Genomic DNA, 24065 nt, shown 5'->3' on the forward strand with positions numbered 1-24065 from the left:
TGACAAAAGACATCGGAATATTTAATAATAGTGAGGATTTAAGTTTACACTTTGTTTTTCGTGTTTATAATGATGTTCATCATAAAGAATTTTTAACGATTGCCTGTTAGATAGGTGCAATTAACATAAATATAAATTTGTGAAATGGATAAAGAGAGAACACCTCTTAAGGGGGATTTTGAGTATGGCTGATTATTTAGTCATCGTTGAGTCGCCAGCAAAGGCGAAAACGATTGAGCGTTATTTAGGAAAAAAGTATAAAGTAAAGGCTTCAATGGGGCATGTAAGGGATTTACCGAAAAGTCAGCTTGGTGTTGACACTGAGCATGACTTCGAACCGAGATATATTACGATTCGAGGAAAAGGTCCAGTCTTAAAAGAATTAAAAACAGCAGCGAAGAAAGCAAAAAAAGTATATCTCGCAGCTGACCCCGACAGAGAGGGAGAAGCGATTGCTTGGCATTTAGCCCACAGCCTTGACCTTGACCTCTCTTCAGATTGCCGCGTTGTCTTTAACGAGATTACAAAAGATGCAATTAAAGATTCCTTTAAACATCCACGTATGATCGATATGGACTTGGTTGATGCACAGCAGGCAAGACGAATCTTAGATCGTCTGGTTGGATATAAAATCAGCCCAATTTTATGGAAGAAAGTCAAAAAGGGCTTAAGCGCCGGTCGTGTTCAATCAGTTGCACTCCGCCTGATTATTGACCGCGAGAATGAAATTAATGAATTCAAACCAGAAGAATACTGGACAATTGATGGCACCTTCCTAAAAGGGAAAGAAAGCTTTGAAGCGAGTTTCTTTGGCGTAAATGGCAAAAAACATCCGCTAAAAACAAAAGAAGATGTAAAAGAAATCCTTTCGAAATTAAAAGGAAGCAAGTTTTCTGTTGAAAAAGTGACGAAAAAAGAACGTAAACGCAACCCAGCTGTTCCGTTTACAACATCTACCTTACAACAAGAGGCAGCGAGAAAACTAAACTTCCGTGCGAAGAAAACGATGATGATTGCACAGCAATTATATGAAGGAATTGATCTTGGTAAAGAAGGTACAGTAGGTCTCATTACATATATGAGAACGGACTCAACACGTATTTCCAATACGGCAATTGAAGAAGTATCTGCTTTCATTGATCAAACGTACGGCAAGAATTTCTTGAATACAACAAAACGTACTGCCAAAAAGAACGAAAATACACAGGATGCTCATGAAGCCATCCGTCCGACTTCTACGCTAAGAAAACCAGCAGATGTCAAACACGTGCTAAGTAGAGATCAGCTTCGTCTTTATAAATTGATTTGGGAACGTTTTGTGGCAAGCCAAATGGCACCAGCTGTTCTTGATACAATGAGTGTGGATCTTGAAAATAACGGGCTTACTTTCCGTGCAAATGGAAGTAAGGTAAAATTCTCTGGATTTATGAAAGTATATGTTGAAGGGAAGGACGACCAGTTAGAAGAAAAGGACAAAATGCTTCCTGATCTGAAAGAGGGGGATACCGTTCTTTCAAAAGATATTGAACCAGAGCAGCACTTCACGCAGCCGCCTCCACGCTACACTGAGGCAAGACTTGTCAAAACCCTTGAAGAGCTAGGTATCGGCCGACCATCGACGTATGCACCAACATTAGATACCATTCAAAAGCGTGGCTACGTGGCACTTGATAACAAACGGTTTATTCCAACAGAGCTTGGAGAGATTGTGCTCAACTTAATTATTGAATTCTTCCCTGAAATCATTAACGTAGAATTTACTGCGAAAATGGAAAAAGAACTTGATAGCGTTGAAGAAGGTACGATTGAATGGGTACGCATTATCGACAGTTTCTATCAAGATTTTGCAAAACGGGTAGAAAAAGCAGAAGCAGAGATGCAGGAAGTTGAGATCGAGCCTGAATACGCCGGAGTTGATTGCGAAGAGTGTGGTCATCCAATGGTGTACAAAATGGGGAGATACGGTAAGTTCATGGCATGCTCTAATTTCCCTGACTGCCGTAACACAAAACCAATTGTCAAAGATATTGGTGTCAAATGTCCGACTTGTCACGAAGGAAATATCGTTGAACGGAAATCTAAGAAGCGCCGCATTTTTTACGGTTGCGATCGTTTTCCAGAGTGTGAATTCGTCTCTTGGGACAAACCAATTGAAAGAAAGTGTCCAAAATGCGAAAATATGCTTGTAGAGAAAAAGCTGAAAAAAGGCATTCAAGTTCAATGTGTGAACTGTGATTATAAAGAGGAACAACAAAAATAGCGGTGAGCAGCCTTGTTCACCTGCTTTTTTATGTCATCAAATAGAACTTACGAAATAGGAGAGTTGTACAATGAGTCAATTTGTAAATGTGATCGGAGCAGGTTTAGCAGGAAGTGAAGCGGCATGGCAAATTGCCAAGCGCGGAATTAAAGTCCATCTGTATGAAATGAGACCTGTCAAACAAACACCAGCTCACCACACTGATAAATTTGCGGAGCTCGTATGCAGTAACTCATTGCGTGCGAACGCTTTAACAAACGCAGTAGGTGTATTAAAGGAAGAAATGCGTCATTTAGATTCAGCAATCATCGCAGCGGCAGATGAAAGCTCGGTTCCTGCTGGTGGAGCGCTTGCAGTAGATCGTCATGAATTTGCAGCGAACGTCACAGACCGCGTGAAAAATCACCCGAATGTGACGGTCTTTCAAGAAGAAGTGCAAAGCATTCCAGAAGGTCCGACGATTATCGCAACGGGTCCTCTTACATCAGAAGCACTTTCAAAAGAATTAAAATCCTTAACAGGTGAAGAGTATTTATATTTCTACGATGCAGCAGCGCCGATCCTCGAGAAAGACAGCATCGATATGGATAAAGTGTATTTGAAATCACGTTATGATAAAGGGGAAGCGGCTTATTTAAACTGTCCGATGACAGAAGAAGAATTCGATCGTTTTTATGAGGCGCTCATTTCGGCTGAAACTGTGCCGTTAAAAGAGTTTGAAAAAGAAATCTTCTTCGAAGGCTGTATGCCCATTGAAGTCATGGCCAAAAGAGGGAAAAAAACTATGCTCTTTGGACCGATGAAACCAGTTGGACTTGAAGATCCGAAAACAGGAAAAAGACCTTATGCTGTTGTTCAATTAAGACAGGATGATGCAGCAGGTACTTTATATAATATTGTTGGTTTCCAAACACATCTAAAATGGGGCGATCAAAAGGAAGTATTCCGTTTGATCCCAGGTCTTGAAGAGGCAGAGATTGTTCGTTATGGTGTAATGCACCGTAATACATTTATTAACTCGCCAAGCCTTCTAAAACCGACGTATCAATTTAAAAATAGAGACGACTTATTCTTTGCCGGACAAATGACTGGTGTTGAAGGATATGTTGAGTCTGCGGCTTCAGGATTAGTGGCTGGAATCAATGCAGCTCGTTTTGTTAAAGGAGAAGAGCTTGTGACACTTCCAGAAGAAACAGCGATTGGCAGTATGGCTTACTACATCACATCAACAAACAAGAAAAGCTTCCAGCCGATGAATGCAAACTTTGGCTTGCTGAAAGATCTTGGCGTTCGAATTAAAAACAAACAAGAGCGCTATGCAGAGTACGCTAAACGCGCAATCGAAACTATTCAAACTATTTCGAAATCTCTGTAGTAAAACATTGCACGGGAAGCAAGATATGTGATACCATTTAAAAGCCTTAAAGAGGTGTAAAAATGACAGATAAACAGCGTCTTGTCCACTTATTCATTGAATATTTGCAGATTGAAAAGAACTATTCAGCTTTAACGATCTCAGGTTATACTGAGGCGATTGAAGAGTTTGTCAGATTTATGAACATTCAAGGAATAGACGGTTTTGAAGAGGTATCCTATCAAGATACGAGAATTTATTTAACAGAAGCTTATGAAAAAGGCCTTACAAGAAGAACGATTAGTAAGAAAGTCTCTGCACTTCGCAGCTTTTATAAATTTTTATTAAGAGAACAGCTTGTGAAAGAAAATCCTTTTTTACTCGTTAGCTTACCAAAGCAGGATAAGCGAATTCCTTCATTTTTGTATGAAGAGGAACTAAAAGAGCTATTTACAGTTTCTGATGTAAATACACCGCTTGGTCAAAGAAATCAAGCCATTTTAGAACTTCTTTATGCAACAGGTATGAGGGTCAGTGAGTTATGTTCATTAAAAGAATCTGATCTTGATTTATCGATGGATACAGTGCTTGTTCATGGGAAAGGCAGCAAACAGCGGTATGTACCTTTCGGCTCTTATGCACATGAAGCGCTCTCCACATATTTAGAGGATGGAAGGCAGAAGCTGAAAGTGAAGGGAAAGGATCGTGCTGATTCACATGTGTTTTTGAATCAGCGCGGAGCTCCTCTTACAGACAGAGGCGTTCGATTCATTCTCACTGAATTAATGAAAAAGGCATCTGGCACATTACATATCCATCCTCACATGTTAAGGCACACCTTTGCTACGCATCTTTTAAACGAGGGAGCGGATTTAAGAAGTGTTCAAGAACTTCTCGGTCACTCAAATTTATCATCAACACAGGTGTACACGCATGTATCAAAAGATTCTTTAAGAAAAACGTACATGTCTCATCACCCAAGGGCTTTTAAACGATCCTAAAAGGAGGTTTTTTCATGTCATCATTTCATGCAACCACAATCTTTGCCGTTCAACATAAAGGAAAAAGTGCGATGGCTGGAGACGGTCAAGTCACTTTTGGGCAGGCTGTCGTCATGAAACACACAGCAAAAAAAGTGCGCCGTCTTTTCGGAGGCAAAGTACTCGCAGGTTTTGCTGGTTCAGTTGCAGATGCATTTACACTCTTTGAGAAGTTTGAAACGAAGCTTGAAGAATACGGTGGTAACCTAAAACGAGCAGCTGTAGAACTGGCGAAAGAATGGCGAAGTGACAAGATGCTCAGACAGCTTGAGGCCATGCTGATCGTCATGAATAAAGAAAGCATCCTGCTCGTATCTGGAACAGGAGAGGTCATCGAGCCAGACGATGGCATTTTGGCTATCGGGTCAGGCGGTAACTACGCGCTTAGCGCCGGGAGAGCACTCAAAAAACATGCAGGTGACCATCTCTCAGCTCGAGAGATTGCAAAGGCAGCTCTTGAAACGGCCGGAGAAATCTGTGTCTACACGAACGATCAAATCACTTTAGAAGAGCTTGAATAGAAAGGACATGAGACGTATGGAGAAAAAGCCGTTCACCCCAAGAGAGATAGTTGAAAAGCTTGATCAGTACATTATTGGTCAGCTTGATGCGAAAAAAGCAGTGGCGGTGGCTTTAAGAAACCGTTACAGAAGAAGTCTTTTACATGATAAGCTAAAGGATGAAGTCGTTCCTAAAAACATCTTAATGATTGGTCCGACAGGTGTGGGGAAAACAGAAATTGCCCGCAGAATTGCAAGGATTTCTGGTGCACCTTTCATTAAAGTGGAAGCGACGAAGTTTACTGAAGTTGGATATGTCGGACGTGACGTAGAATCAATGGTCAGAGATTTAGTGGAAACAGCAATCAGACTAGTCAAAGAAGAAAAAATGAAGGATGTTCAAGAAGAAGCGGAAAAACAAGCAAACAAACGGCTTGTTCATCTACTTGTTCCTGGAAAGAAAAAAAGTCAGTCTGTGAAAAATCCTTTTGAGATGCTGTTTGGTGGTTCTGATGCTGATGAAAGTGATCGAGATCACTCAAGTGAAGAAGTAGAGCTTGAGTCGACGAGAAAACGCATTGCGCACCAGCTGGCGATGGGTGAACTTGAAGACCATTACGTCACGATTGAAGTCGAAGAGCAGCAGCCTTCCATGTTTGATATGCTTCAAGGCTCGGGTATGGAGCAAATGGGTATGAACATGCAGGATGCGCTTAGCAATCTCATGCCTAAAAAGAAAAAACGCAGAAAGCTGACCGTCAGAGAAGCGAGAAAAGCGTTAACTGCTGAGGAAGCTTCAAAACTGATTGATATGGATGAAGTCGGTCAGGAAGCCGTGCAAAAAGCAGAGCAGCAAGGAATCATCTTTATCGATGAAATCGATAAAATTGCCAAAAGCGGTGGTGCATCGTCTGCAGATGTTTCTCGTGAAGGGGTTCAACGTGATATTTTACCGATTGTAGAAGGTTCCACTGTGATGACGAAGTATGGGGCTGTGAAAACAGATCATGTTCTATTTGTAGCAGCAGGCGCTTTTCATATGGCGAAACCCTCGGATTTGATTCCAGAGCTTCAAGGGCGCTTCCCAATCCGTGTAGAATTAGATAAATTAAGTATAGAAGACTTTGTGAAAATCTTAACGGAACCAGATAACGCGTTATTAAAGCAATATAAGGCTTTACTTGAAACAGAAGGTATATCTCTTGAATTTTCTGACGATGCTATTCATAAGATTGCCGAAGTGGCTTATCACGTCAATCAGGAGACGGATAACATCGGTGCAAGAAGGCTTCACACCATACTTGAGAAGCTGTTAGAAGAGCTCTCATTTGAGGCGCCTGATATTACAATGGAAACAGTGACCATTACCCCTCAGTATGTAGAAGAGAAGCTAGGAAAGATTGCAAATAACAAAGACTTAAGTCAATTTATACTTTAACAAATGAATAAAGTAATCTAGGAGGATCATTATTATGGCGTTACTACAAAAAACAAGGATTATTAACTCGATGCTGCAAGATGCAGCGGGGAAACCGGTTAATTTTAAAGAAATGGCAGAAACATTGAGAGATGTCATTGATTCAAACATTTTCGTATTAAGCAGAAGAGGGAAGCTTCTTGGCTACTCCATTAACCAGCAGATTGAAAATGCACGTATGAAAAAAATGCTGGAAGATCGTCAGTTCCCTGAAGAATATACAAAAAGCTTATTCAATGTCCCTGAAACATCTTCAAACCTTGACATCAACAGTGAGTACACAGCTTTCCCGATTGAGAACCGTGATTTATTCCAATCAGGTTTGACAACGATTGTGCCAATCATCGGAGGCGGAGACCGCTTAGGGACGTTAATCCTTTCTCGTTTGCAAGATACATTCACAGATGATGATTTAATTCTTGCTGAATACGGCGCAACAGTTGTTGGAATGGAGATTCTTCGCGAGAAAGCGGAAGAAATTGAAGAAGAAGCAAGAAGTAAAGCGGTTGTTCAAATGGCGATCAGCTCTCTTTCATACAGTGAACTTGAAGCGATTGAACATATCTTTGAAGAACTTGATGGAAACGAAGGGCTGCTTGTGGCAAGTAAGATTGCTGACCGTGTAGGAATCACTCGTTCAGTGATCGTAAACGCACTTCGTAAATTAGAAAGTGCAGGCGTTATTGAATCTCGTTCTCTTGGAATGAAGGGAACATACATTAAAGTATTAAACAACAAATTTTTAATTGAACTTGAAAATTTAAAATCTCACTAATCAAAAAACCCTTTTCGGCCGAAATAAACGCTGAAAAGGGTTTTTTTGTATAAAAAAAGAGGATTTGTCCGAAAAATGACACTCTTTTTTCCAAGAAACCCCTTACAATTCTGTAGTGCTTTGAATCTAGGTCTTTATACCTATTCGTAAAATAGATATATATTACGAGTTTTTTTTACAATTACATCATAGACTTTAATCCTATTATTTCTTACAATGAACATATGGTTTTACAAATCTCGACATGATTAAATGGAATGAAATACATATGATTGGAGGTATATGGTTTTGGATATATTTTCTGGAACGATAAGCAACCTTGAGAATGCCTTGGGCAGAGCGAATGTTAAGCAAAAAGTCATAAGCAATAATATCGCGAATATAGACACACCGAACTACAAGTCTAAAAAAGTTGCATTCCACGACATGCTAAATGATGCGTCAATCAAATTAGATGCTAAAAAAACATACCAAGGTCACATTGATTTTTCTAAAACAGGGTCTAATTATTCAGTTGTTTCGAGTAACCGTACTTCTTATCAAGAAAACGGAAATAATGTCGATATTGATCAAGAGATGAGTGAACTCGCTAAAAACCAAATTCAGTATAATGCGTTGGTTGAAAGAATGAGCGGAAAGTTCAATTCTCTTAAAACAGTTTTGACAGGAGGTAAGTGATGTCGATTTTTTCAGGCGTTAACGCTTCGGCCTCAGCATTAACAGCACAGAGGCTCAGAATGGACGTTGTATCCTCAAACCTTGCAAATATGGATACAACAAGAGCTAAACAGGTTGATGGCAAGTGGGAGCCTTATAGACGCAAGCTCGTCACATTACAGCCGTCAGGTGAATCATTTTCATCTATATTGAACTCAAGCATGAATTCGAGCGGCAAATTAGGAAACGGCGTCAAAGTAACAAAAATTACTGAAGACGAAACTCCATTCAACCTTCAATATGATCCTACAAATCCCGATGCCAATGAAAATGGATATGTTCAAACACCAAACGTTGATCCATTAAAGGAAATGGTTGATCTCATCAGCAGCTCAAGGTCATATGAAGCAAACGTGACCGCGCTGAATGCGAATAAAAGCATGCTGATGAAAGCTTTAGAAATAGGAAAGTAAGGTGAAAAGAATTGGTTAACGCAATATCTCCTTTCCAGCTTCAAACCGCTCAGCAAGCAAGTGAATTGACGAATGCATCGTCTGTGCAGGCGGCTGCACCTAAAAGTCAAACGAATTTCTCTGATGTGCTGAAGAATTCCATTGAGGCATTAAATCAATCACAGCTGAAATCAGACCAGTATACGAATGCTCTCGCACAAGGGAAAGATGTCAATCTCGATGAAGTCATGATTGCTTCACAAAAAGCGAGTGTGACACTCACAGCTGCAACCGAGTTTCGGAATAAAGCAGTCGAAGCGTACCAAGAGATTATGAGAATGCAGATGTAGGAGGTGCTGGTGGACAAAAAATAGACTGAATGGAATGACCGGGGGTTAAGATGAATCGTACTTTAATGCAATTAAGAACAAAAACAGTTGAGTTTTGGCGAAATCGATCAAAATTACAAAAAATACTCATGATTGGCGGCGTAGCTGCCCTAGCAATCATTATTACGGTTGTTAGCATCTTTGCTTCTTCTGAAAAAATGGTTCCGTTGTTTAGAGATTTGTCTGAGGCAGAAGCAGGACAAATCAAACAGGAACTGGATGGCAAAAACGTTAAATCGGAACTTGCAAATAACGGAACGACGATTTTAGTTCCAGAAAAGCAAGCAGACACTTTAAAAGTAACACTTGCATCAGAAGGACTTCCTAAAACGGGGAATATTGATTACTCCTTCTTTGCGAACAATTCCGGCTTCGGTTTAACAGATAATGAATTTGATGTTCTGAAAGTAGACGCAACTCAGACAGAACTATCCAATCTGATCAACACGATTGATGGGATTAAAGATTCAAAGGTTATGATTAACCTGCCAAAAGATTCCGTTTTTGTTGGAGAAGAGCAAAGTAATGCATCAGCATCAATTGTGCTGCAAGTTCAACCAGGCTACACGCTTACTCAGCAACAAGTAAAAGGCCTTTATCATCTTATTTCAAAAAGTGTGCCGAATTTAAAAACAGAAAACATTGTCATTATGGACCAAGATTCCAACTACTATGACTTAAACAGCAGCTCAGATTCCTATGCAAGTGGAATGGATGCACAGCAGCAGAAAAAAGAGGAGATTGAAAAGAATCTTCAACGAAAAATTCAACAGCTGCTTGGAACGATGATGGGTCAAGAGAAAGTTGCCGTATCGGTCACTACAGACATTGATTTTACTGAAGAAAAAAGAAAAGAAGATCTTGTCGAACCAGTTGATCAAGAAAACATGCAAGGAATTGCTGTCAGCGCTGAAAAGATTGCTGAAACTTATTCAGGTAATGGCGCAGCAGCTGGAGGCACCGCTGGAACAGGTGACGATGATGTCACAAATTATCAAGGTGCCGATGGAACGAATGGAAGCGGAGATTACGAAAAGAGCGAAGATCGTATCAATTATGAAGTCAACCGCATTCATAAAGATATCAAAGAAAGTCCTTATAAAATCAGAGACGTTGGCATTCAGGCACTGGTTGAACCGCCTACTGCAAACGATCCGACCTCATTAACTGCTGAAAGGCAGGATGATATCAAAAAAATTCTTTCAACCATCATCAGTACATCGATTGATAAAGAATACACAAACGGTCAAGCGCTCACTCAAGCTGACTTAGATAACAAAATCGTTTTATCTGTATCAAAATTAGACGGTAAACAGCAAACGGCAGCAGAAAACCCTTCAAACAATATTCCGATTTGGGTTTATATTGTTGGCGGTGTGCTACTACTTGCCATTATCGCTCTCATTATTCTTCTCGTACGTAAGCGAAGAAAAGAAGAGGAAGAAGAGTTTGAGTTTGATGAACGTACACCAATTCATGTTCCTGATATCGATACTGAGCCAGAAACAGAAGAAATGGTGAGAAAAAATCAGCTCGAAAAAATGGCAAAAGATAAACCAGAAGACTTTGCTAAATTGCTACGCAGCTGGCTGTCCGAGGATTAGGAGGAATACACATGTCGAGAAAAGATCCAAATCGACTAACAGGCAGACAAAAAGCAGCAATCCTAATGATTTCCTTAGGGCTAGACGTGTCAGCATCTGTATACAAACATCTGTCTGAAGACGAAATAGAAAAATTAACATTAGAAATTTCAAATGTAAGAAGTGTAGATACTGCTAAAAAAGATGAGATCATCGAAGAATTTCACAGCATTGCCATCGCGCAGGACTACATATCACAAGGCGGCCTTATGTACGCAAGACAAGTGCTTGAAAAAGCGCTTGGTGAGGACAAAGCGGACAGCATCTTAAATCGCTTAACATCCTCACTTCAAGTGAAACCATTTGATTTTGCTAGAAAGGCTGACCCAGAGCAAATTTTAAACTTTATCCAGCATGAGCATCCACAAACCATTGCGCTCATTCTTTCCTACCTAGATCCAGTACAGGCTGGACAGATTTTATCTGAGTTAGGCGAGGAAGTACAAACCGAGGTTGCAAGAAGAATTGCTTTAATGGACCGCACATCTCCAGAGATCATCAATGAGGTGGAACGTATTCTTGAACAAAAGCTTTCTTCAACCTTTACGCAAGATTATACCCAAACGGGCGGAGTCGAAGCGGTAGTTGAAGTCCTGAATGGTGTAGACCGTGCAACGGAGAAAACCATTTTAGATACACTGGAAATTCAAGATCCTGAGCTTGCTGATGAAATTAAGAAACGTATGTTTGTCTTTGAAGACATTGTCACTCTTGATAGCAGAGCCATTCAGCGCGTGATTCGAGATGTTGAAAATGACGATTTACTACTTGCACTCAAAGTGGCAAGCGAAGAAGTCAAAGAAATTGTCTTCCGCAACATGTCGCAACGTATGGTCGAAACGTTCAAAGAAGAAATGGAGTTTATGGGACCTGTTCGGCTTAGAGATGTCGAGGAAGCACAGACTCGTATTGTCAGCATCGTAAGACGACTTGAAGAGGCTGGAGAAATCGTCATAGCTCGAGGTGGAGGAGACGATATCATTGTCTAGGATTATCAAACATGAAACATCTGTTATTCCTGAACAAGGCCGTCAAACCATTCCCTTGCAGCAAGTGGAATTCAAAAGAGAACATCACGAAGAAGAGCCTGTCAACGAAACAGAAGCATCTCAACTTGTATTAAGTGATGCACAAGATGAAGCAAGCCGTATTTTAGAACAAGCAAATCGTGAGCTGGAACAAACAATGGCTGAAATCAATCAGCGGCGAGCTGATTTTGAAGCAGAAAGAGTACAGCTCATTGAAGAAGCGAAACAAACAGGATATCAAGATGGTTTTCAAAAGGGCGAAGCAGATGCGACTTTACAGTATCAATCGATTCTTGATCAAGCGAATGACATTGTCAGCCTTGCAAAGCAGGACTATGAAGCAAAAATCGAAAGCTCTGCTGAAGAAATTGTCGAACTTGCCTTTGAGCTCGCTAAACGAGTATGGAATGCAGCTGAGGACACAAAAGAACAATTTTTAACGCTAGTGAAGCAGGTCATTTCAGAAGTGAAAGAATATGACGATATTTCCATCTATGTCGACCCTGCACATTACGAACATGTGATGGAATATAAAGATGAATTAAATAGAATCCTTCAAAAGAATACACATCTTGCCATTTACTCGGATGAAAAAGCACCAAAAGGTACTTGTTACGTCGAAACAAGCTTTGGAAAAGTGGAAGCGAGTGTTGATACCCAAATGAATCAGTTAAAAGAAAAGTTATTAGAAGTCATTGATTCAGGTGATCACAAATGAACATAGATGTGCTAAAAGAAACGATTGAAACCGCCGATCCTTATAAACGTTTTGGTAAAGTCAATCGAGTTGTTGGACTGATGATCGAGTCCAAGGGGCCAGAAAGCTCAATCGGTGATGTATGTCTGATTCACAAAAAAGGGAGTAAGAATCATCCGATCAAAGCAGAAGTCGTTGGCTTTAAAGATGAAAACATTCTACTCATGCCCTACGTAGAAGCCTCTAACATCTCACCAGGCAGTCTTGTTGAAGCAACAGGTGAGTCGTTAAAGGTCAAAGTAGGAACTGGTTTAATCGGGCAGGTTGTTGATGCCTTCGGTGATCCACTGGACGGCAGCATGCTTCCTAAAGGACTTGCACCTGTTTCAACAGATCAATCTCCTCCAAACCCGATGGACAGACCGCCTATTCGTGAAAAAATGGGCGTTGGTGTCAGAGTGATCGACAGCTTACTCACAGTCGGCACTGGTCAAAGAATTGGCATATTCGCAGGAAGCGGTGTTGGTAAAAGTACCCTGATGGGGATGATTGCCAAACAGACAGAAGCGGATCTCAATGTCATTGCACTTGTTGGAGAGCGTGGACGTGAAGTTCGCGAGTTTATCGAAAAAGATTTAGGAGCTGAAGGACTGAAGCGTTCGATTGTTGTTGTCGCAACTTCAGATCAGCCCGCACTGACAAGATTAAAAGCAGCCTATACTGCAACAGCTATTGCCGAATATTTCAGAGACAGAGGCAAAAATGTCATGTTCATGATGGATTCTGTCACAAGGGTCGCCATGGCACAGCGGGAAATAGGACTTGCAACCGGTGAACCGCCAACAACAAAAGGGTATACGCCTTCAGTGTTCGCTATACTGCCAAAATTGCTAGAACGAACTGGTACAAATCAACTTGGTTCCATCACAGCGTTTTACACAGTGCTTGTTGATGGTGACGATATGAATGAGCCGATCGCTGATACAGTGCGGGGGATTTTAGATGGCCACATAGTACTTGATCGTGCACTGGCCAACAAAGGACAGTTTCCAGCTGTCAATATTCTGAAAAGTATCAGTCGTGTCATGAGTAATATCGCAAGTCATGATCACAAGGAAGCGGCTAACCGGTTCCGCCAGCTTTTATCCACATATCAAAACGCTGAAGACCTCATTAACATTGGAGCATATAAAAAAGGCTCCTCTAAAGATATTGATGAGGCCATGCAAGCTTACCCACAACTGATTTCATTTTTGAAGCAGGATGTTGAAGAGGCTGTATCGATTGAAGACAGCGTGAGGATATTGCTCAGTTTGATGAATAGAGAGGATTGACAAAAACAGTGAGATATCAATACAAATTTCAAAAGCTCTTAGAATTGAAAGAAAGTGAAAAAGACAAATCACTCGCAGCGTATCAACAATCCGTTTCGGCATTTGAGCAAGCCGCTGAAAAACTCTATGAAAATATGAGTAAAAAAGAGCTAATGGAAAAGAGCAAAGAAGAAAAGCTGAGAAGTGGGATGAGTGTTCAAGAAATGCGTCATTATCAGCAATTTGTGACGAACTTAGATAACACCATTCATCATTATCAGCAGCTTGTGATCATGAAACGCCATCAAATGAATGAAAAACAATCTGATTTAACTGAAAAAAATATTGAGTTTAAAAAGTTTGAAAAAATGAAAGAAAAGCAATTTGAAAAGTTCTCCCTTGAACATAAGGCAATTGAAATGAAAGAAATGGATGATATCTCTATCAGCCAATTCATGTTTCAAGGACATTAGGAGTCGAGATGAATGCCTAAGAAGGAAAAAACAAAGGAATCAAGCGGCGGCGGTAAATTTCAATGGATCTTGTTTATTGTCATTATCCCATTGGTTGTGCTTGTGATTGTAACGGGCACAATCCTTTATATGGCAGGTTATGATCTAAAGAAACCGCTCCAAAACATTCCGGGGATTAGCAGCTTGATTGGATCAGATGACACATCAAAAACGTCATCTTCAAATAACAATCAACGTGATACAGAGTTGAAAGCGTTGAAAAAGACGATTAAAGAACAAGAGAATGAACTTGAAATTGCTCAAAAAGACTTGAAGACAAGTGATGAAGAGATTAAACGATTGAATCAAAAAATCAATTCACTTGAAAAAACATCTGATAAAGAGAACACGTCAGCAAGTGACAGTTCATCAAACAGTACATCATCAAGTAATAACGCATCAGGATCTTCAACTGATTCGTCAGCATCTTCTAATCAGCAATCAAAAGGAAAGGTCGCCAGCATTTATGAAAGCATGGATGCAGGGAAATCTGCCAAAATTCTATCAGAGCTAAGTGATAAAGAAGCTTTGAAGATCCTTGAAGAGCTGAGTAAAAATAAGCTGACGGACATATTAGCAAAACTGACACCTCAGAAGGCAGCAACGTTCACGAAGGAGCTTGCCAAAAAAGAAGAAAGTGAAAATGGAGGTGGACAATAAGTGAAGCTATTGGACATTGGAGCCTTACAGCAATCTTCCCAAGGTCTCTTGGGACTAAAGGGAGAGGGAGCAGTATCTGCTCGCGGCCTGTTTAAACAATTGTTAAATGGCGCAGGTATTCAAAGTGGTCCAGCTATTTCTCAGCCAGCGGAAACCAATCTATCCATGAATGATGCGATGCAAATCATTGAAAAATGGATGCAATCACCTGAAGAAGGAATAGATGGAGATCTTCTTGCGGCACTTCAGGCGCTGCAAGGTCAAAAGCTTGAGGGGGCTGACTTAAAGTCACTTGAAGAGCTATTTCAAAAGATGGAATCGGTTATCTATGGCGATCAGGATGAGAAGCCAGTTGCTGAACATAGTGAACAGCTCATACAAGTCCACTTTTTCTTATATCAAATACTGAATCAGCAGCCGGTGAGCTTTGATGCAAAACTTGTACAGGATATTCAAGCAAAAGGTGAAGATTTCATCAAGTTTCTAACGAAAAACGGAGCAGATGAAAAGCTCATTCAACAAGTAAAAGAGCAGTTCTTCTCGCAAGGATCGGCACCTAAGCTGAATAATATGTCGCAAAGCGAGCTGAAACACTTTAATCAGTTAATCGATCATATGATGGCGAATGCGAAAGGGTCAGATAAAGAGTGGAAAATTTCCTTAGGAGAGTTAAAAGAAATGGTTGCTCCAAGGCAAGAATCTTCCTTCTCATCTCCAGCAAAAGGTGCTGCCTCACTTGAATGGCTTATGAAAAAAGAAGTCACCAAAGGTCAAGGCACTACGGCACCTGCTTCTGAAAAAACAATCACCCATACGCTGCTTCCAGGGCATAAACAGTTCTTCCAACTGCAATCAGCTGCTCCTGTGCAGCAGACGCAAACAACTGACGAAAAGCCAGGCACGGTTGATCAGCAGATTTTAAATACGTGGAAACAAATGAAGTTCACACCATTTGGCAATTCAAGCGGACGGTTTACCGTACGATTAAATCCAGAAAATCTAGGGTTTATTACCATCCAGCTAACGAAACAAAACGGGATGTATGCGAGTAAAATTACAGCTTCAACGCAAGCAGCAAAAGAGCTGCTCGAGCATCATCTGCCGCAGCTCAAGCAGGCGCTACCGAATATGTCGGTTCAAGTTGACCGTTTCCATATACCGCTTCAGTCAAATGAGCAGCCGTCTTTTGGACAATTTAATGAGGAAGGCAAGCAGCAGCCATCAAAAGGACAAAGTTTCCAGCAGCCTGATGAACATGAAGCTGAATTCCAAGATGTACTAGATGCGCTTGTTGGATCAGAAGAAGAAGAGGAGGAGATCTAATGGCAACTGTTGATGCGACGAATAGAACAGCCGCACAAGCGGACACTTCTTCAAACGCAGCAAAGAAAACAGATACACTTGGCCGAGATCAGTTCTTGAAAATCTTGCTTACGCAGCTTCAAAACCAAGATCCGACAAACCCGATTGATGACCGTGAGTTTGTCACACAGCTTGCAACATTTTCTTCTTTAGAACAGCAAATGAATATGAACGAATCTATCACTCAAATGAATCAGATCATGTCTACATTCGTTGCACACCAAGATCCATTTACGACATATGTAGGCTGGATTGGTAAAGAAGTAGAGGGCAAACAAGATGATAAAGACATATCTGGCATTGTGAAGTCTGTAAAAAACATAAACAATGAATACTTCCTATATTTAGAAGATGGAACGAAAATCAGCCCTTGGGACGTTACAACTGTTGGAGAAAAATCGTAAGCAAATCGAGGAGGAAAATAAATGTTACGCTCACTTTACTCAGGAATTAGCGGAATGAAAAACTTCCAAACAAAATTAGATGTTGTAGCCAATAACGTAGCCAACGTCAATACACACGGATACAAAAAAAGCCGTATCACGTTTAAAGATATGGTCAGTCAAACCATTGCAAGTTCTGGTGGACCGACGAATAACTCTGGTTCAATCAACTCAAAACAAGTTGGATTAGGATCAGCTTTATCTTCTATTGATAAAATCATGACATCAGGTTCTTCTCAAAATACAGACGAACCATATGATTTCTATATTAATGGAGATGGATTTTTCCGTATTGAAAAGCAAGGTGAAATCCTATTTACAAGAACAGGGAACTTCAAACCTGATTCAAATGGGGATTTGATAACATCTGATGGAAACTATCTTCTTGGCATGGATGGGCAAAGAATCAACATTCCACGAGACAATGTGTCAAGTGTTAGTGTCGGGCCAGATGGGACCGTTTCTGTTGTTGAGAACAACGTTTCTCGTACTGTTGGACAAGTATCACTTGTGTCTTTCAGTAATGCAGGAGGATTAGATAAAGTTGGGGATAACTTATACCGCCAAACACTCAGTTCCGGTGCACCAAGTAATGCCATGGCTCCTGGAACTCAAGGAACAGGTGAACTTCAAACAGGTAAACTTGAAATGTCAAACGTTGATTTAACAGACGAGTTTACAGAAATGATTATCGCACAGCGTGGATTCCAATCGAATGCAAAGACGATCACAACATCTGATGAAATTCTGCAAGAACTTGTGAATCTGAAACGATAGGAGGTAGGGGGAGCGGTTTATCGCTTCTCTGCTTAATATGATTGAAGTGACAAGATTAAATGGCAAAGGATTTATGCTCAACGCTCTCCATATCGAGCAAATCGAAAGCTTTCCAGACACGACCATTACACTCGCCAATGGAAAGAAATTCGTTGTGAAAGAAGATGAAGAGCAGCTTCAGGAGAAAATCATTTCTTTCTATAGAAAAATCCAAGTCATTTCATTGAATCAAGGAATAGAGGAGTTTGAATGAAGAAGAAATTAGTCGTAGTAATGCTAATCATGATTATTGCTATCGTCGGAATTGGAGCAGGTATTGTCTTTCTGGTGAATGGGTCAGACGAAGCAAAAGCAGAAAAAGAGCCAACAGCAGATGAAGTCGTAAAAGCTTCTGTTGAAATTCCTGAGATTGTGACCAATTTAAAATCTGAAGGAAATGCGGTTAAACTTGTACTAAATATTGAAACAGATTCAGAAAAAGCCAAAGAAGAGCTTGAAAAAAGAAGCTTCCAAGTGAAAGATGCTGTGATCGACATTTTATCAGACACGAATGCAGATGAACTTGATGGCAAAAAAGGCAGAGAACATTTTAAAACACAGGTCAAAAACAAAGTGAATAACTATTTGCAAGATGGCAAGGTGAAAGAAGTTTATATAACCTCCTTTAATCTGCAATAGAGGCGATTAATTGACACGATGGAGGTGAAGAAATGTCAGGAGAAGTGCTTTCCCAGAATGAGATCGACGCATTATTATCCGCCATATCAACAGGCGAAATGGATGCAGAAGAGCTGAAAAAAGAAGAAACGACGAAAAAAGTGAAAGTGTATGACTTTAAACGTGCACTGCGCTTTTCAAAAGACCAGATTCGAAGTTTAACAAGAATTCATGATAACTTCGCTAGACTGCTTACCACACACTTTTCAGCGCAGCTAAGATCATATATTCAAATTTCTGTCAGCTCGGTTGACCAAGTGCCATATGAAGAATTTATTCGTTCGATTCCTAATATGACATTATTAAACTTATTTTACGTCAGCCCGCTTGAAGGAAGAATCATGCTTGAAGTGAACCCAACGATTGGCTATGCCATGATGGATAGGCTGATGGGTGGGATTGGCATTAGTCATAATAAGACAGAATCACTGACAGAAATCGAAACAAAGATTATCTCAAACATGTTTGAGGGAGCTTTGGAAAACTACAGAGAAGCGTGGCAGTCCATAACCGACATCGAGCCAGAAATGGCAGATTTCGAGGTAAATCCCCAGTTTGTTCAAATGGTGTCACCAAATGAAACAGTTGTCGTCATTTCTCTTAATACACAAATTGGTGAGGTAAGCGGGGTTATTAATCTCTGTATTCCTCACGTAGTATTAGAGCCTATTATTCCGAAGCTGTCTGTACACTACTGGATGCAATCTGAACGAAATGAACCGAAACAAGAAGAAACAAAGGCCATTGAAAAACGGATTATGACGGCGAAAATACCGGTAGTCGCAGAGCTTGGACAATCGGAAATGACGGTGGAAGAGTTTTTGAATTTGGAAATTGGTGATTGTATTGCCTTGGACAAACCAGTAAATGCGCCTCTTACTGTTATGGTCGGAAATAAACCGAAATTCTTGGGACAGGCCGGCCGCGTGAATCGGAAACAGGCGATTCAAATTCTAGATCACGACATAAGAGGTGAAGAAGATGGAGAATAACGGAAGTAAATTATCACAAGATGAAATCGATGCGCTCCTTAAAGGAGGCAGCAATGACGATATAGAGCCTGATACACTCCTTTCTGCAATGGAACAAGATGCCATTGGGGAAATCGGAAATATATCATTTGGAAGCTCTGCAACAGCACTTTCAACCCTATTAAGTCAAAAAGTGGAGATTACAACTCCAACTGTCACAGTGATTCAAAAAAGCAAGCTGAATGAGGAATTTCCTCATCCGTATGTCGCGATTGAAGTGAATTATACGGAAGGCTTCAGTGCTAGTAACCTGCTTGTCATCCAGCAAACCGATGCGGCAGTCATTGCGGATTTAATGATGGGCGGGGATGGAACAAATGCTGACCCGTCGTTAAGTGAAATTCACTTAAGTGCAGTACAAGAAGCGATGAACCAAATGATGGGTTCAGCAGCGACGTCCATGTCAACAGTCTTTAATAAAAAGATTGATATTTCTCCGCCTCGCGTTGAGTTGCTTGATGTGAAAGAAGGAGAAGGCACAGACCGCATTCCAGCTGAAGAGATGCTTGTCAAAGTGTCCTTTAGATTAACAATAGGTGAACTCATAGATTCAAATATTATGCAGCTTTACCCTATTACGTTTGCGAAAGATTTGATTGCAGAATTAACAGACCCAGCGGAAGAAGAGCCGGTTCAAGAAGCACCTCAGAGTGCACCTGAACCACAGCAGGCTGCTCCGCAAGCACAATCTGCTCCTATGCAGCAATCGGCACCGCCGAAAAGACAGGCGAAACCAAAGCAGGCAGAACCTGTCAATGTGGCGCCAGTTGAATTTGAGGCATTCAGTGAGCCTCAGCATACAACAAGTCAGCTCGGTAATCTTGATATGCTGATGGATATTCCGCTTTCCATTACAGTGGAGCTTGGAAGAACGCAGCGCAGTGTGAAAGAAGTACTTGAACTTTCCGCTGGAAGTATCATTGAACTGGACAAACTTGCAGGTGAGCCAGTCGACATTCTGGTCAACAAACGAATCGTCGCCAAAGGAGAAGTTGTTGTTATTGATGAGAACTTTGGTGTACGTGTGACTGACATTTTAAGTCAGTCTGAAAGACTTTCTAATTTAAAATAAACAAACATATAGGGAGAGAATAAGTAAATGGCTACTAAGGTATTAATCGTAGATGATGCAGCATTCATGAGAATGATGATTAAGGATATTCTTGTAAAAAACGGATTTGATGTAGTAGGAGAAGCAGAAAACGGCGCACAAGCTGTTGAAAAATATAAAGAAACATCTCCTGATCTAGTCACAATGGATATCACAATGCCAGAAATGGACGGGATCACAGCATTAAAAGAAATTAAACAAATCGATGCTTCTGCAAAAATCATTATGTGCTCAGCGATGGGACAACAATCAATGGTTATAGATGCCATTCAAGCAGGTGCAAAAGACTTTATCGTGAAGCCATTCCAGGCAGACCGTGTACTTGAAGCAATTAATAAAACGTTAGGCTAAAAAAGGGTGTAAGACTTGTTGAAAAAACGTTTGATATGTATAGCAATGATCAGTTTTATGCTTTTCTTAACAGCGCAGCCAGCCTCACTGTTTGCTGAAACAAAAGATCCTGAAAATGGCATGGTGAATGACTGGATCAAAGATGAGAAAGAAAGCAAAAAGGATACAGAAAAGAAAACCACTGACAATCAAACGAATCCGGCAGAAGAAGTTCCCTCTTCTTCTGTCTCCATTATGGATTTTGTCAAAATGATTGGTGCCTTACTTTTTGTCATCCTGCTCATTTACGGATTGGTGAGATTTGTTGGAAAGCAAAACCGCTTACTCAAGCCATTTCGCTATGTTGAAAATATTGGCGGAACGACGGTTGGTCAAAATCGTTCAGTTCAGCTAATCAAAGTGGGCAAACGAGTGTTAGTTGTTGGTGTAGCAGACTCAATCCATCTGCTAAAAGAAATCGATGATGAACAAGAATGCGAAGCGATTGTGAAACAATACGAAGAAGCGATGGAAAGTAAGACTGACTTACCGAAAATGATGCAAAAATTAACATCGCAAGTGAAGAAACACGATCAGCCGACCACTTCTTCTTTTTCAGCCACTTTAAAGGCGCAGCTAGCCGAATTGAAAAAGACCCAATCAGAAGTCAGAAAGAAAGGCCCGAAACAAAATGAATGAGTTTATCGATTTATTTAATTCCAGTGGCGCAGGAAATATTAGCACGTCTGTCCGTCTTCTTTTATTGTTAACTGTATTTTCAGTTGCACCAGGCATTCTTATTTTAATGACCTGTTTTACACGGATTGTGATTGTTCTTTCGTTCGTCAGAACATCACTTGCAACCAACTCAATGCCGCCAAACCAAGTGCTTGTAGGACTTGCTTTGTTTCTCACATTTTTTATTATGGCACCCACGTTCTCAGAGATTAATAAAGAGGCACTCACGCCGCTTTTAAATGATGATATTACGTTAAATCAGGCCTATGAAAAAGCCGAAGTGCCAATTAAAGAGTTTATGAGTAAACATACGAGACAGAAAGATTTGGCTTTATTTCTTAGTTACGCAAAAATGGATACCCCTGAATCGATTAAAGATATTCCCTTAACGGCGATGGTACCAGCGTTTGCAATTTCAGAATTAAAGACGGCATTTCAAATTGGTTTTATGATTTTTATTCCATTTTTAATTATTGATATGGTGGTCGCAAGTGTCCTGATGTCGATGGGGATGATGATGCTTCCGCCGGTTATGATATCGCTCCCTTTCAAAATATTGTTATTTGTATTAGTTGATGGATGGTATTTGATTGTTAAATCTTTGCTGCAAAGCTTTTAGAGTAGGTGCTTAAAACATGAGTTCAGAATTTGTCATTACGATGGCTGAAAGATCAGTGTATGTTGTATTACTTGTCAGCGGGCCGCTTCTAGCGCTCGCACTAATCGTGGGACTAATTGTCAGTGTGTTTCAGGCGACAACCCAAATCCAAGAACAGACGCTTGCGTTCATTCCAAAAATTGTTGCAGTGCTCATTGGACTTGTTGTGTTTGGTCCGTGGATGCTTTCAACAATTGTGTCATTTACAACAGAGCTGTTCTCGAATTTAGATCGATTTGCAGGTTAATGAGAGATGTCAATCATAGAATTATTTCCTGCCTTTCTTCTCGTTTTCATTCGGATCACCGCTTTTTTCGTGACAGTGCCGCTATTAGCGCATCGAACGATACCAGCAGTTCACAGAGTTGGTTTTTCACTGTTTTTGGCTGTCATTAGTTTTAGCACCATTAAAGAACCGCCAGCACTCAATATTGACGGTCTTTACATGATGCTTGCCGTGAAAGAAGCAATGGTCGGACTTCTTCTTGGACTAATTGCATATATGATGGTGTCCGCTGTTCAAATTGCCGGCTCATTCATCGATTTTCAAATGGGTTTTGCGATCGCCAATATTATTGATCCACAAACAGGGGCGCAAACGCCGCTGATGGGGCAGTTTTTTTATACGGTGACCTTGCTGCTGATGCTGGCAACAAATGCTCATCATTTGCTGCTTGATGGAATCTATTACAGTTTTCAATATATTCAAGTCGATCAGTATGCGCTGAACTTCGGTAGTGAATCCTTTGCTTACTTTATTGCAAAGAGCTTCAACCAAATGTTCATCATAGCCTTTCAAATCTCAGCACCTGTTGTGGCTAGTTTGTTTTTAGTCGATTTGGCATTAGGAATTGTGGCACGTACAGTTCCGCAAATGAACGTATTTGTCGTTGGACTTCCCATTAAAATGGGCGTGAGTTTTATTATGATCATCATTTGTATGGGTGTCATCTTCGGGGTCGTCCAAAATACATTTGAAACGATTGTGCTCACCATGAGGAATTTCTTAGCATTGGTCGGTGGTTCGTCATGACGACAAGACTTAGACTCGACTTGCAATTTTTCGCAGGTGAAAAAACAGAAAAAGCAACGCCAAAAAAGAGACAGGACTCACGTAAAAAAGGGCAGGTTGCCAAAAGCACCGACGTCAATACAGCCATCTCATTTCTACTAATCTTTTTATCATTCTTTTTTATTGGGCCTTTTATGAAAGAGCGTATTATAGCGCTCATTGAACGTTTTTATTCAACAACCATGCTAATGAAAGTTAGCACATCTAATATTCATCAACTATTTGTGGAATTGCTTCAAGAAACAGCGCTCCTCCTCATGCCAATCCTTGGTGTTGGTATGCTGGCAGGTATCATTAGTAACTACTTACAAGTCGGGTTTCTCTTTTCGACAGAAGTAATCAAACCGAAATTAGAAAAACTCGATCCAATCAAAGGATTTAAACGGATATACAGTATTCGAGCCCTCGTAGAGCTATTAAAATCCATTTTAAAAATTGGATTTGTTGGTTTTGCGACATTCATTGCACTTTGGTCGCACTTTGATGAAATCCTGCGGCTTCCTTTATTAACAGCAGAGGAAACCCTTCATTTCGTCGCAAATATGACCCTCATTATGGGTCTCTATGCAGCAGGTGCGCTCTTGATTTTAGCGTGGCTTGATTATATGTATCAGAAATTTGATTACGAAAAAAACTTACGGATGTCCAAACAAGACATCAAAGATGAGTATAAAAAATCAGAGGGTGACCCGCTCATAAAATCAAAAATTAAACAGCGGCAAAGGGAAATGGCCATGAGACGGATGATGCAGGAAGTCCCAAAAGCGGACGTCATCATTACAAACCCGACCCACTACGCAATTGCCTTGAAATATGACGAAGAAAAGATGGACGCACCGTTTGTTGTGGCAAAGGGAACAGATATTTTGGCTTTGAAAATTAGAACAATTGCGAAAGAACACGATGTCATGACTGTAGAGAACCGGCCGCTCGCCCGTGCCCTCTATGATCAAGTGGATATCAACCAAGCGGTGCCGGAAGAATATTTTAAGGCGATCGCAGAAATTTTGGCTTACGTATATAAAACGAAACAAAAGATTTTATGAATTTTTGGTTTTAAAAGGAGAGA

The 24065-nt window shown here is 40.5% G+C and carries 28 protein-coding genes; all 28 read left to right on the forward strand.

Annotated elements, in window-relative coordinates:
- The first annotated feature begins 184 nt into the window (after positions 1–184).
- A complete protein-coding gene (topA, locus tag ACNO7B_RS07865) occupies positions 185–2260 on the forward strand; it encodes a type I DNA topoisomerase (protein ID WP_417901381.1) in 2076 nt (691 codons plus the stop codon).
- Between the two features lie 70 nt (positions 2261–2330).
- Complete coding sequence (gene trmFO, locus ACNO7B_RS07870; RefSeq protein ID WP_007499618.1) at positions 2331–3635, forward strand: FADH(2)-oxidizing methylenetetrahydrofolate--tRNA-(uracil(54)-C(5))-methyltransferase TrmFO; 1305 nt, start codon at positions 2331–2333, stop codon at positions 3633–3635.
- A 62-nt stretch (positions 3636–3697) separates the two neighbouring features.
- Positions 3698–4615, forward strand: a complete 918-nt coding sequence (gene xerC, locus ACNO7B_RS07875; RefSeq protein WP_007499616.1) for a tyrosine recombinase XerC — start codon at positions 3698–3700, stop codon at positions 4613–4615.
- Positions 4616–4629: 14 nt separating this feature from the next.
- Entirely contained in the window at positions 4630–5175 is a 546-nt protein-coding gene (hslV, locus tag ACNO7B_RS07880; RefSeq protein ID WP_007499614.1) for an ATP-dependent protease subunit HslV, read from the forward strand.
- 16 nt (positions 5176–5191) lie between these two features.
- On the forward strand, positions 5192–6592 hold the full coding sequence (hslU, locus tag ACNO7B_RS07885) for an HslU--HslV peptidase ATPase subunit (protein ID WP_008344818.1): 1401 nt from the start codon (positions 5192–5194) through the stop codon (positions 6590–6592).
- A 34-nt stretch (positions 6593–6626) separates the two neighbouring features.
- Positions 6627–7406, forward strand: coding sequence for a GTP-sensing pleiotropic transcriptional regulator CodY (codY, locus tag ACNO7B_RS07890; protein ID WP_007499612.1), 780 nt, complete (start codon positions 6627–6629; stop codon positions 7404–7406).
- Positions 7407–7694: 288 nt separating this feature from the next.
- Complete coding sequence (flgB, locus tag ACNO7B_RS07895; protein WP_017359092.1) at positions 7695–8084, forward strand: flagellar basal body rod protein FlgB; 390 nt, start codon at positions 7695–7697, stop codon at positions 8082–8084.
- On the forward strand, positions 8084–8536 hold the full coding sequence (gene flgC, locus ACNO7B_RS07900) for a flagellar basal body rod protein FlgC (protein WP_007499610.1): 453 nt from the start codon (positions 8084–8086) through the stop codon (positions 8534–8536). The genes flgB and flgC overlap by 1 nt, the downstream gene beginning before the upstream one ends.
- Positions 8537–8547: 11 nt before the next feature.
- The gene (gene fliE / locus ACNO7B_RS07905) at positions 8548–8865 is read left to right on the forward strand and encodes a flagellar hook-basal body complex protein FliE (RefSeq protein WP_007499609.1); all 318 of its coding nucleotides are present in this window, start codon (positions 8548–8550) and stop codon (positions 8863–8865) included.
- Between the two features lie 50 nt (positions 8866–8915).
- On the forward strand, positions 8916–10508 hold the full coding sequence (gene fliF / locus ACNO7B_RS07910; RefSeq protein WP_058213781.1) for a flagellar basal-body MS-ring/collar protein FliF: 1593 nt from the start codon (positions 8916–8918) through the stop codon (positions 10506–10508).
- Positions 10509–10519: 11 nt separating this feature from the next.
- Positions 10520–11536, forward strand: a complete 1017-nt coding sequence (fliG, locus tag ACNO7B_RS07915; protein ID WP_008344808.1) for a flagellar motor switch protein FliG — start codon at positions 10520–10522, stop codon at positions 11534–11536.
- On the forward strand, positions 11529–12293 hold the full coding sequence (gene fliH, locus ACNO7B_RS07920) for a flagellar assembly protein FliH (RefSeq protein WP_058213780.1): 765 nt from the start codon (positions 11529–11531) through the stop codon (positions 12291–12293). The genes fliG and fliH overlap by 8 nt, the downstream gene beginning before the upstream one ends.
- Positions 12290–13606, forward strand: coding sequence for a flagellar protein export ATPase FliI (gene fliI, locus ACNO7B_RS07925; protein WP_046526654.1), 1317 nt, complete (start codon positions 12290–12292; stop codon positions 13604–13606). The genes fliH and fliI overlap by 4 nt, the downstream gene beginning before the upstream one ends.
- Positions 13607–13614: 8 nt before the next feature.
- Positions 13615–14058, forward strand: a complete 444-nt coding sequence (gene fliJ, locus ACNO7B_RS07930) for a flagellar export protein FliJ (protein WP_024720352.1) — start codon at positions 13615–13617, stop codon at positions 14056–14058.
- A 12-nt stretch (positions 14059–14070) separates the two neighbouring features.
- Positions 14071–14757 (forward strand): MotE family protein, encoded by a 687-nt coding sequence (locus ACNO7B_RS07935; RefSeq protein WP_138825744.1) that lies wholly within the window; start codon positions 14071–14073, stop codon positions 14755–14757.
- The gene (locus tag ACNO7B_RS07940; protein ID WP_138825746.1) at positions 14758–16080 is read left to right on the forward strand and encodes a flagellar hook-length control protein FliK; all 1323 of its coding nucleotides are present in this window, start codon (positions 14758–14760) and stop codon (positions 16078–16080) included.
- Positions 16080–16523, forward strand: a complete 444-nt coding sequence (gene flgD / locus ACNO7B_RS07945; RefSeq protein ID WP_035392066.1) for a flagellar hook assembly protein FlgD — start codon at positions 16080–16082, stop codon at positions 16521–16523. The genes ACNO7B_RS07940 and flgD overlap by 1 nt, the downstream gene beginning before the upstream one ends.
- A gap of 21 nt (positions 16524–16544) precedes the next feature.
- Positions 16545–17339: a flagellar basal body rod protein FlgG gene (gene flgG / locus ACNO7B_RS07950; protein ID WP_007499593.1), complete on the forward strand. Its 795-nt coding sequence runs from the start codon at positions 16545–16547 to the stop codon at positions 17337–17339.
- Positions 17340–17376: 37 nt separating this feature from the next.
- Positions 17377–17592, forward strand: coding sequence for a flagellar FlbD family protein (locus ACNO7B_RS07955; protein ID WP_008344794.1), 216 nt, complete (start codon positions 17377–17379; stop codon positions 17590–17592).
- On the forward strand, positions 17589–18017 hold the full coding sequence (gene fliL, locus ACNO7B_RS07960) for a flagellar basal body-associated protein FliL (protein WP_007499592.1): 429 nt from the start codon (positions 17589–17591) through the stop codon (positions 18015–18017). The genes ACNO7B_RS07955 and fliL overlap by 4 nt, the downstream gene beginning before the upstream one ends.
- A 32-nt stretch (positions 18018–18049) precedes the next feature.
- Positions 18050–19048 (forward strand): flagellar motor switch protein FliM, encoded by a 999-nt coding sequence (gene fliM / locus ACNO7B_RS07965; protein ID WP_008354483.1) that lies wholly within the window; start codon positions 18050–18052, stop codon positions 19046–19048.
- Positions 19038–20159 carry a flagellar motor switch phosphatase FliY gene (gene fliY / locus ACNO7B_RS07970; protein ID WP_417901382.1) on the forward strand — a complete coding sequence of 374 codons (1122 nt, stop codon included), beginning with the start codon at positions 19038–19040 and terminating at the stop codon, positions 20157–20159. Before fliM ends, fliY begins: the two co-directional genes overlap by 11 nt.
- A 27-nt stretch (positions 20160–20186) precedes the next feature.
- Entirely contained in the window at positions 20187–20549 is a 363-nt protein-coding gene (locus tag ACNO7B_RS07975; RefSeq protein WP_007499584.1) for a response regulator, read from the forward strand.
- Positions 20550–20567: 18 nt separating this feature from the next.
- Complete coding sequence (gene fliZ, locus ACNO7B_RS07980) at positions 20568–21227, forward strand: flagella biosynthesis regulatory protein FliZ (protein WP_138825750.1); 660 nt, start codon at positions 20568–20570, stop codon at positions 21225–21227.
- Positions 21220–21885, forward strand: a complete 666-nt coding sequence (gene fliP, locus ACNO7B_RS07985) for a flagellar type III secretion system pore protein FliP (protein ID WP_007499580.1) — start codon at positions 21220–21222, stop codon at positions 21883–21885. Before fliZ ends, fliP begins: the two co-directional genes overlap by 8 nt.
- Positions 21886–21901: 16 nt before the next feature.
- Entirely contained in the window at positions 21902–22171 is a 270-nt protein-coding gene (gene fliQ, locus ACNO7B_RS07990; RefSeq protein WP_003211206.1) for a flagellar biosynthesis protein FliQ, read from the forward strand.
- A gap of 6 nt (positions 22172–22177) precedes the next feature.
- Positions 22178–22957, forward strand: coding sequence for a flagellar biosynthetic protein FliR (fliR, locus tag ACNO7B_RS07995; RefSeq protein ID WP_410685250.1), 780 nt, complete (start codon positions 22178–22180; stop codon positions 22955–22957).
- Entirely contained in the window at positions 22954–24042 is a 1089-nt protein-coding gene (gene flhB / locus ACNO7B_RS08000) for a flagellar biosynthesis protein FlhB (RefSeq protein WP_410685251.1), read from the forward strand. The genes fliR and flhB overlap by 4 nt, the downstream gene beginning before the upstream one ends.
- Positions 24043–24065: the final 23 nt, after the last annotated feature.

This window comes from Bacillus sp. AK25 (genome assembly GCF_048270685.1).
GTDB lineage: Bacteria > Bacillota > Bacilli > Bacillales > Bacillaceae > Bacillus > Bacillus altitudinis.

Coding starts and splice junctions, on each gene's coding strand:
- topA (WP_417901381.1), top strand. CDS start 185: ATGGCTGATTATTTAGTCATCGTTGAGTCGCCAGCAAAGGCGAAAACG.
- trmFO (WP_007499618.1), top strand. CDS start 2,331: ATGAGTCAATTTGTAAATGTGATCGGAGCAGGTTTAGCAGGAAGTGAA.
- xerC (WP_007499616.1), top strand. CDS start 3,698: ATGACAGATAAACAGCGTCTTGTCCACTTATTCATTGAATATTTGCAG.
- hslV (WP_007499614.1), top strand. CDS start 4,630: ATGTCATCATTTCATGCAACCACAATCTTTGCCGTTCAACATAAAGGA.
- hslU (WP_008344818.1), top strand. CDS start 5,192: ATGGAGAAAAAGCCGTTCACCCCAAGAGAGATAGTTGAAAAGCTTGAT.
- codY (WP_007499612.1), top strand. CDS start 6,627: ATGGCGTTACTACAAAAAACAAGGATTATTAACTCGATGCTGCAAGAT.
- flgC (WP_007499610.1), top strand. CDS start 8,084: ATGTCGATTTTTTCAGGCGTTAACGCTTCGGCCTCAGCATTAACAGCA.
- fliF (WP_058213781.1), top strand. CDS start 8,916: ATGAATCGTACTTTAATGCAATTAAGAACAAAAACAGTTGAGTTTTGG.
- fliG (WP_008344808.1), top strand. CDS start 10,520: ATGTCGAGAAAAGATCCAAATCGACTAACAGGCAGACAAAAAGCAGCA.
- fliI (WP_046526654.1), top strand. CDS start 12,290: ATGAACATAGATGTGCTAAAAGAAACGATTGAAACCGCCGATCCTTAT.
- ACNO7B_RS07935 (WP_138825744.1), top strand. CDS start 14,071: ATGCCTAAGAAGGAAAAAACAAAGGAATCAAGCGGCGGCGGTAAATTT.
- flgD (WP_035392066.1), top strand. CDS start 16,080: ATGGCAACTGTTGATGCGACGAATAGAACAGCCGCACAAGCGGACACT.
- flgG (WP_007499593.1), top strand. CDS start 16,545: ATGTTACGCTCACTTTACTCAGGAATTAGCGGAATGAAAAACTTCCAA.
- ACNO7B_RS07955 (WP_008344794.1), top strand. CDS start 17,377: ATGATTGAAGTGACAAGATTAAATGGCAAAGGATTTATGCTCAACGCT.
- fliL (WP_007499592.1), top strand. CDS start 17,589: ATGAAGAAGAAATTAGTCGTAGTAATGCTAATCATGATTATTGCTATC.
- fliM (WP_008354483.1), top strand. CDS start 18,050: ATGTCAGGAGAAGTGCTTTCCCAGAATGAGATCGACGCATTATTATCC.
- fliY (WP_417901382.1), top strand. CDS start 19,038: ATGGAGAATAACGGAAGTAAATTATCACAAGATGAAATCGATGCGCTC.
- ACNO7B_RS07975 (WP_007499584.1), top strand. CDS start 20,187: ATGGCTACTAAGGTATTAATCGTAGATGATGCAGCATTCATGAGAATG.
- fliP (WP_007499580.1), top strand. CDS start 21,220: ATGAATGAGTTTATCGATTTATTTAATTCCAGTGGCGCAGGAAATATT.
- fliQ (WP_003211206.1), top strand. CDS start 21,902: ATGAGTTCAGAATTTGTCATTACGATGGCTGAAAGATCAGTGTATGTT.
- fliR (WP_410685250.1), top strand. CDS start 22,178: ATGTCAATCATAGAATTATTTCCTGCCTTTCTTCTCGTTTTCATTCGG.
- flhB (WP_410685251.1), top strand. CDS start 22,954: ATGACGACAAGACTTAGACTCGACTTGCAATTTTTCGCAGGTGAAAAA.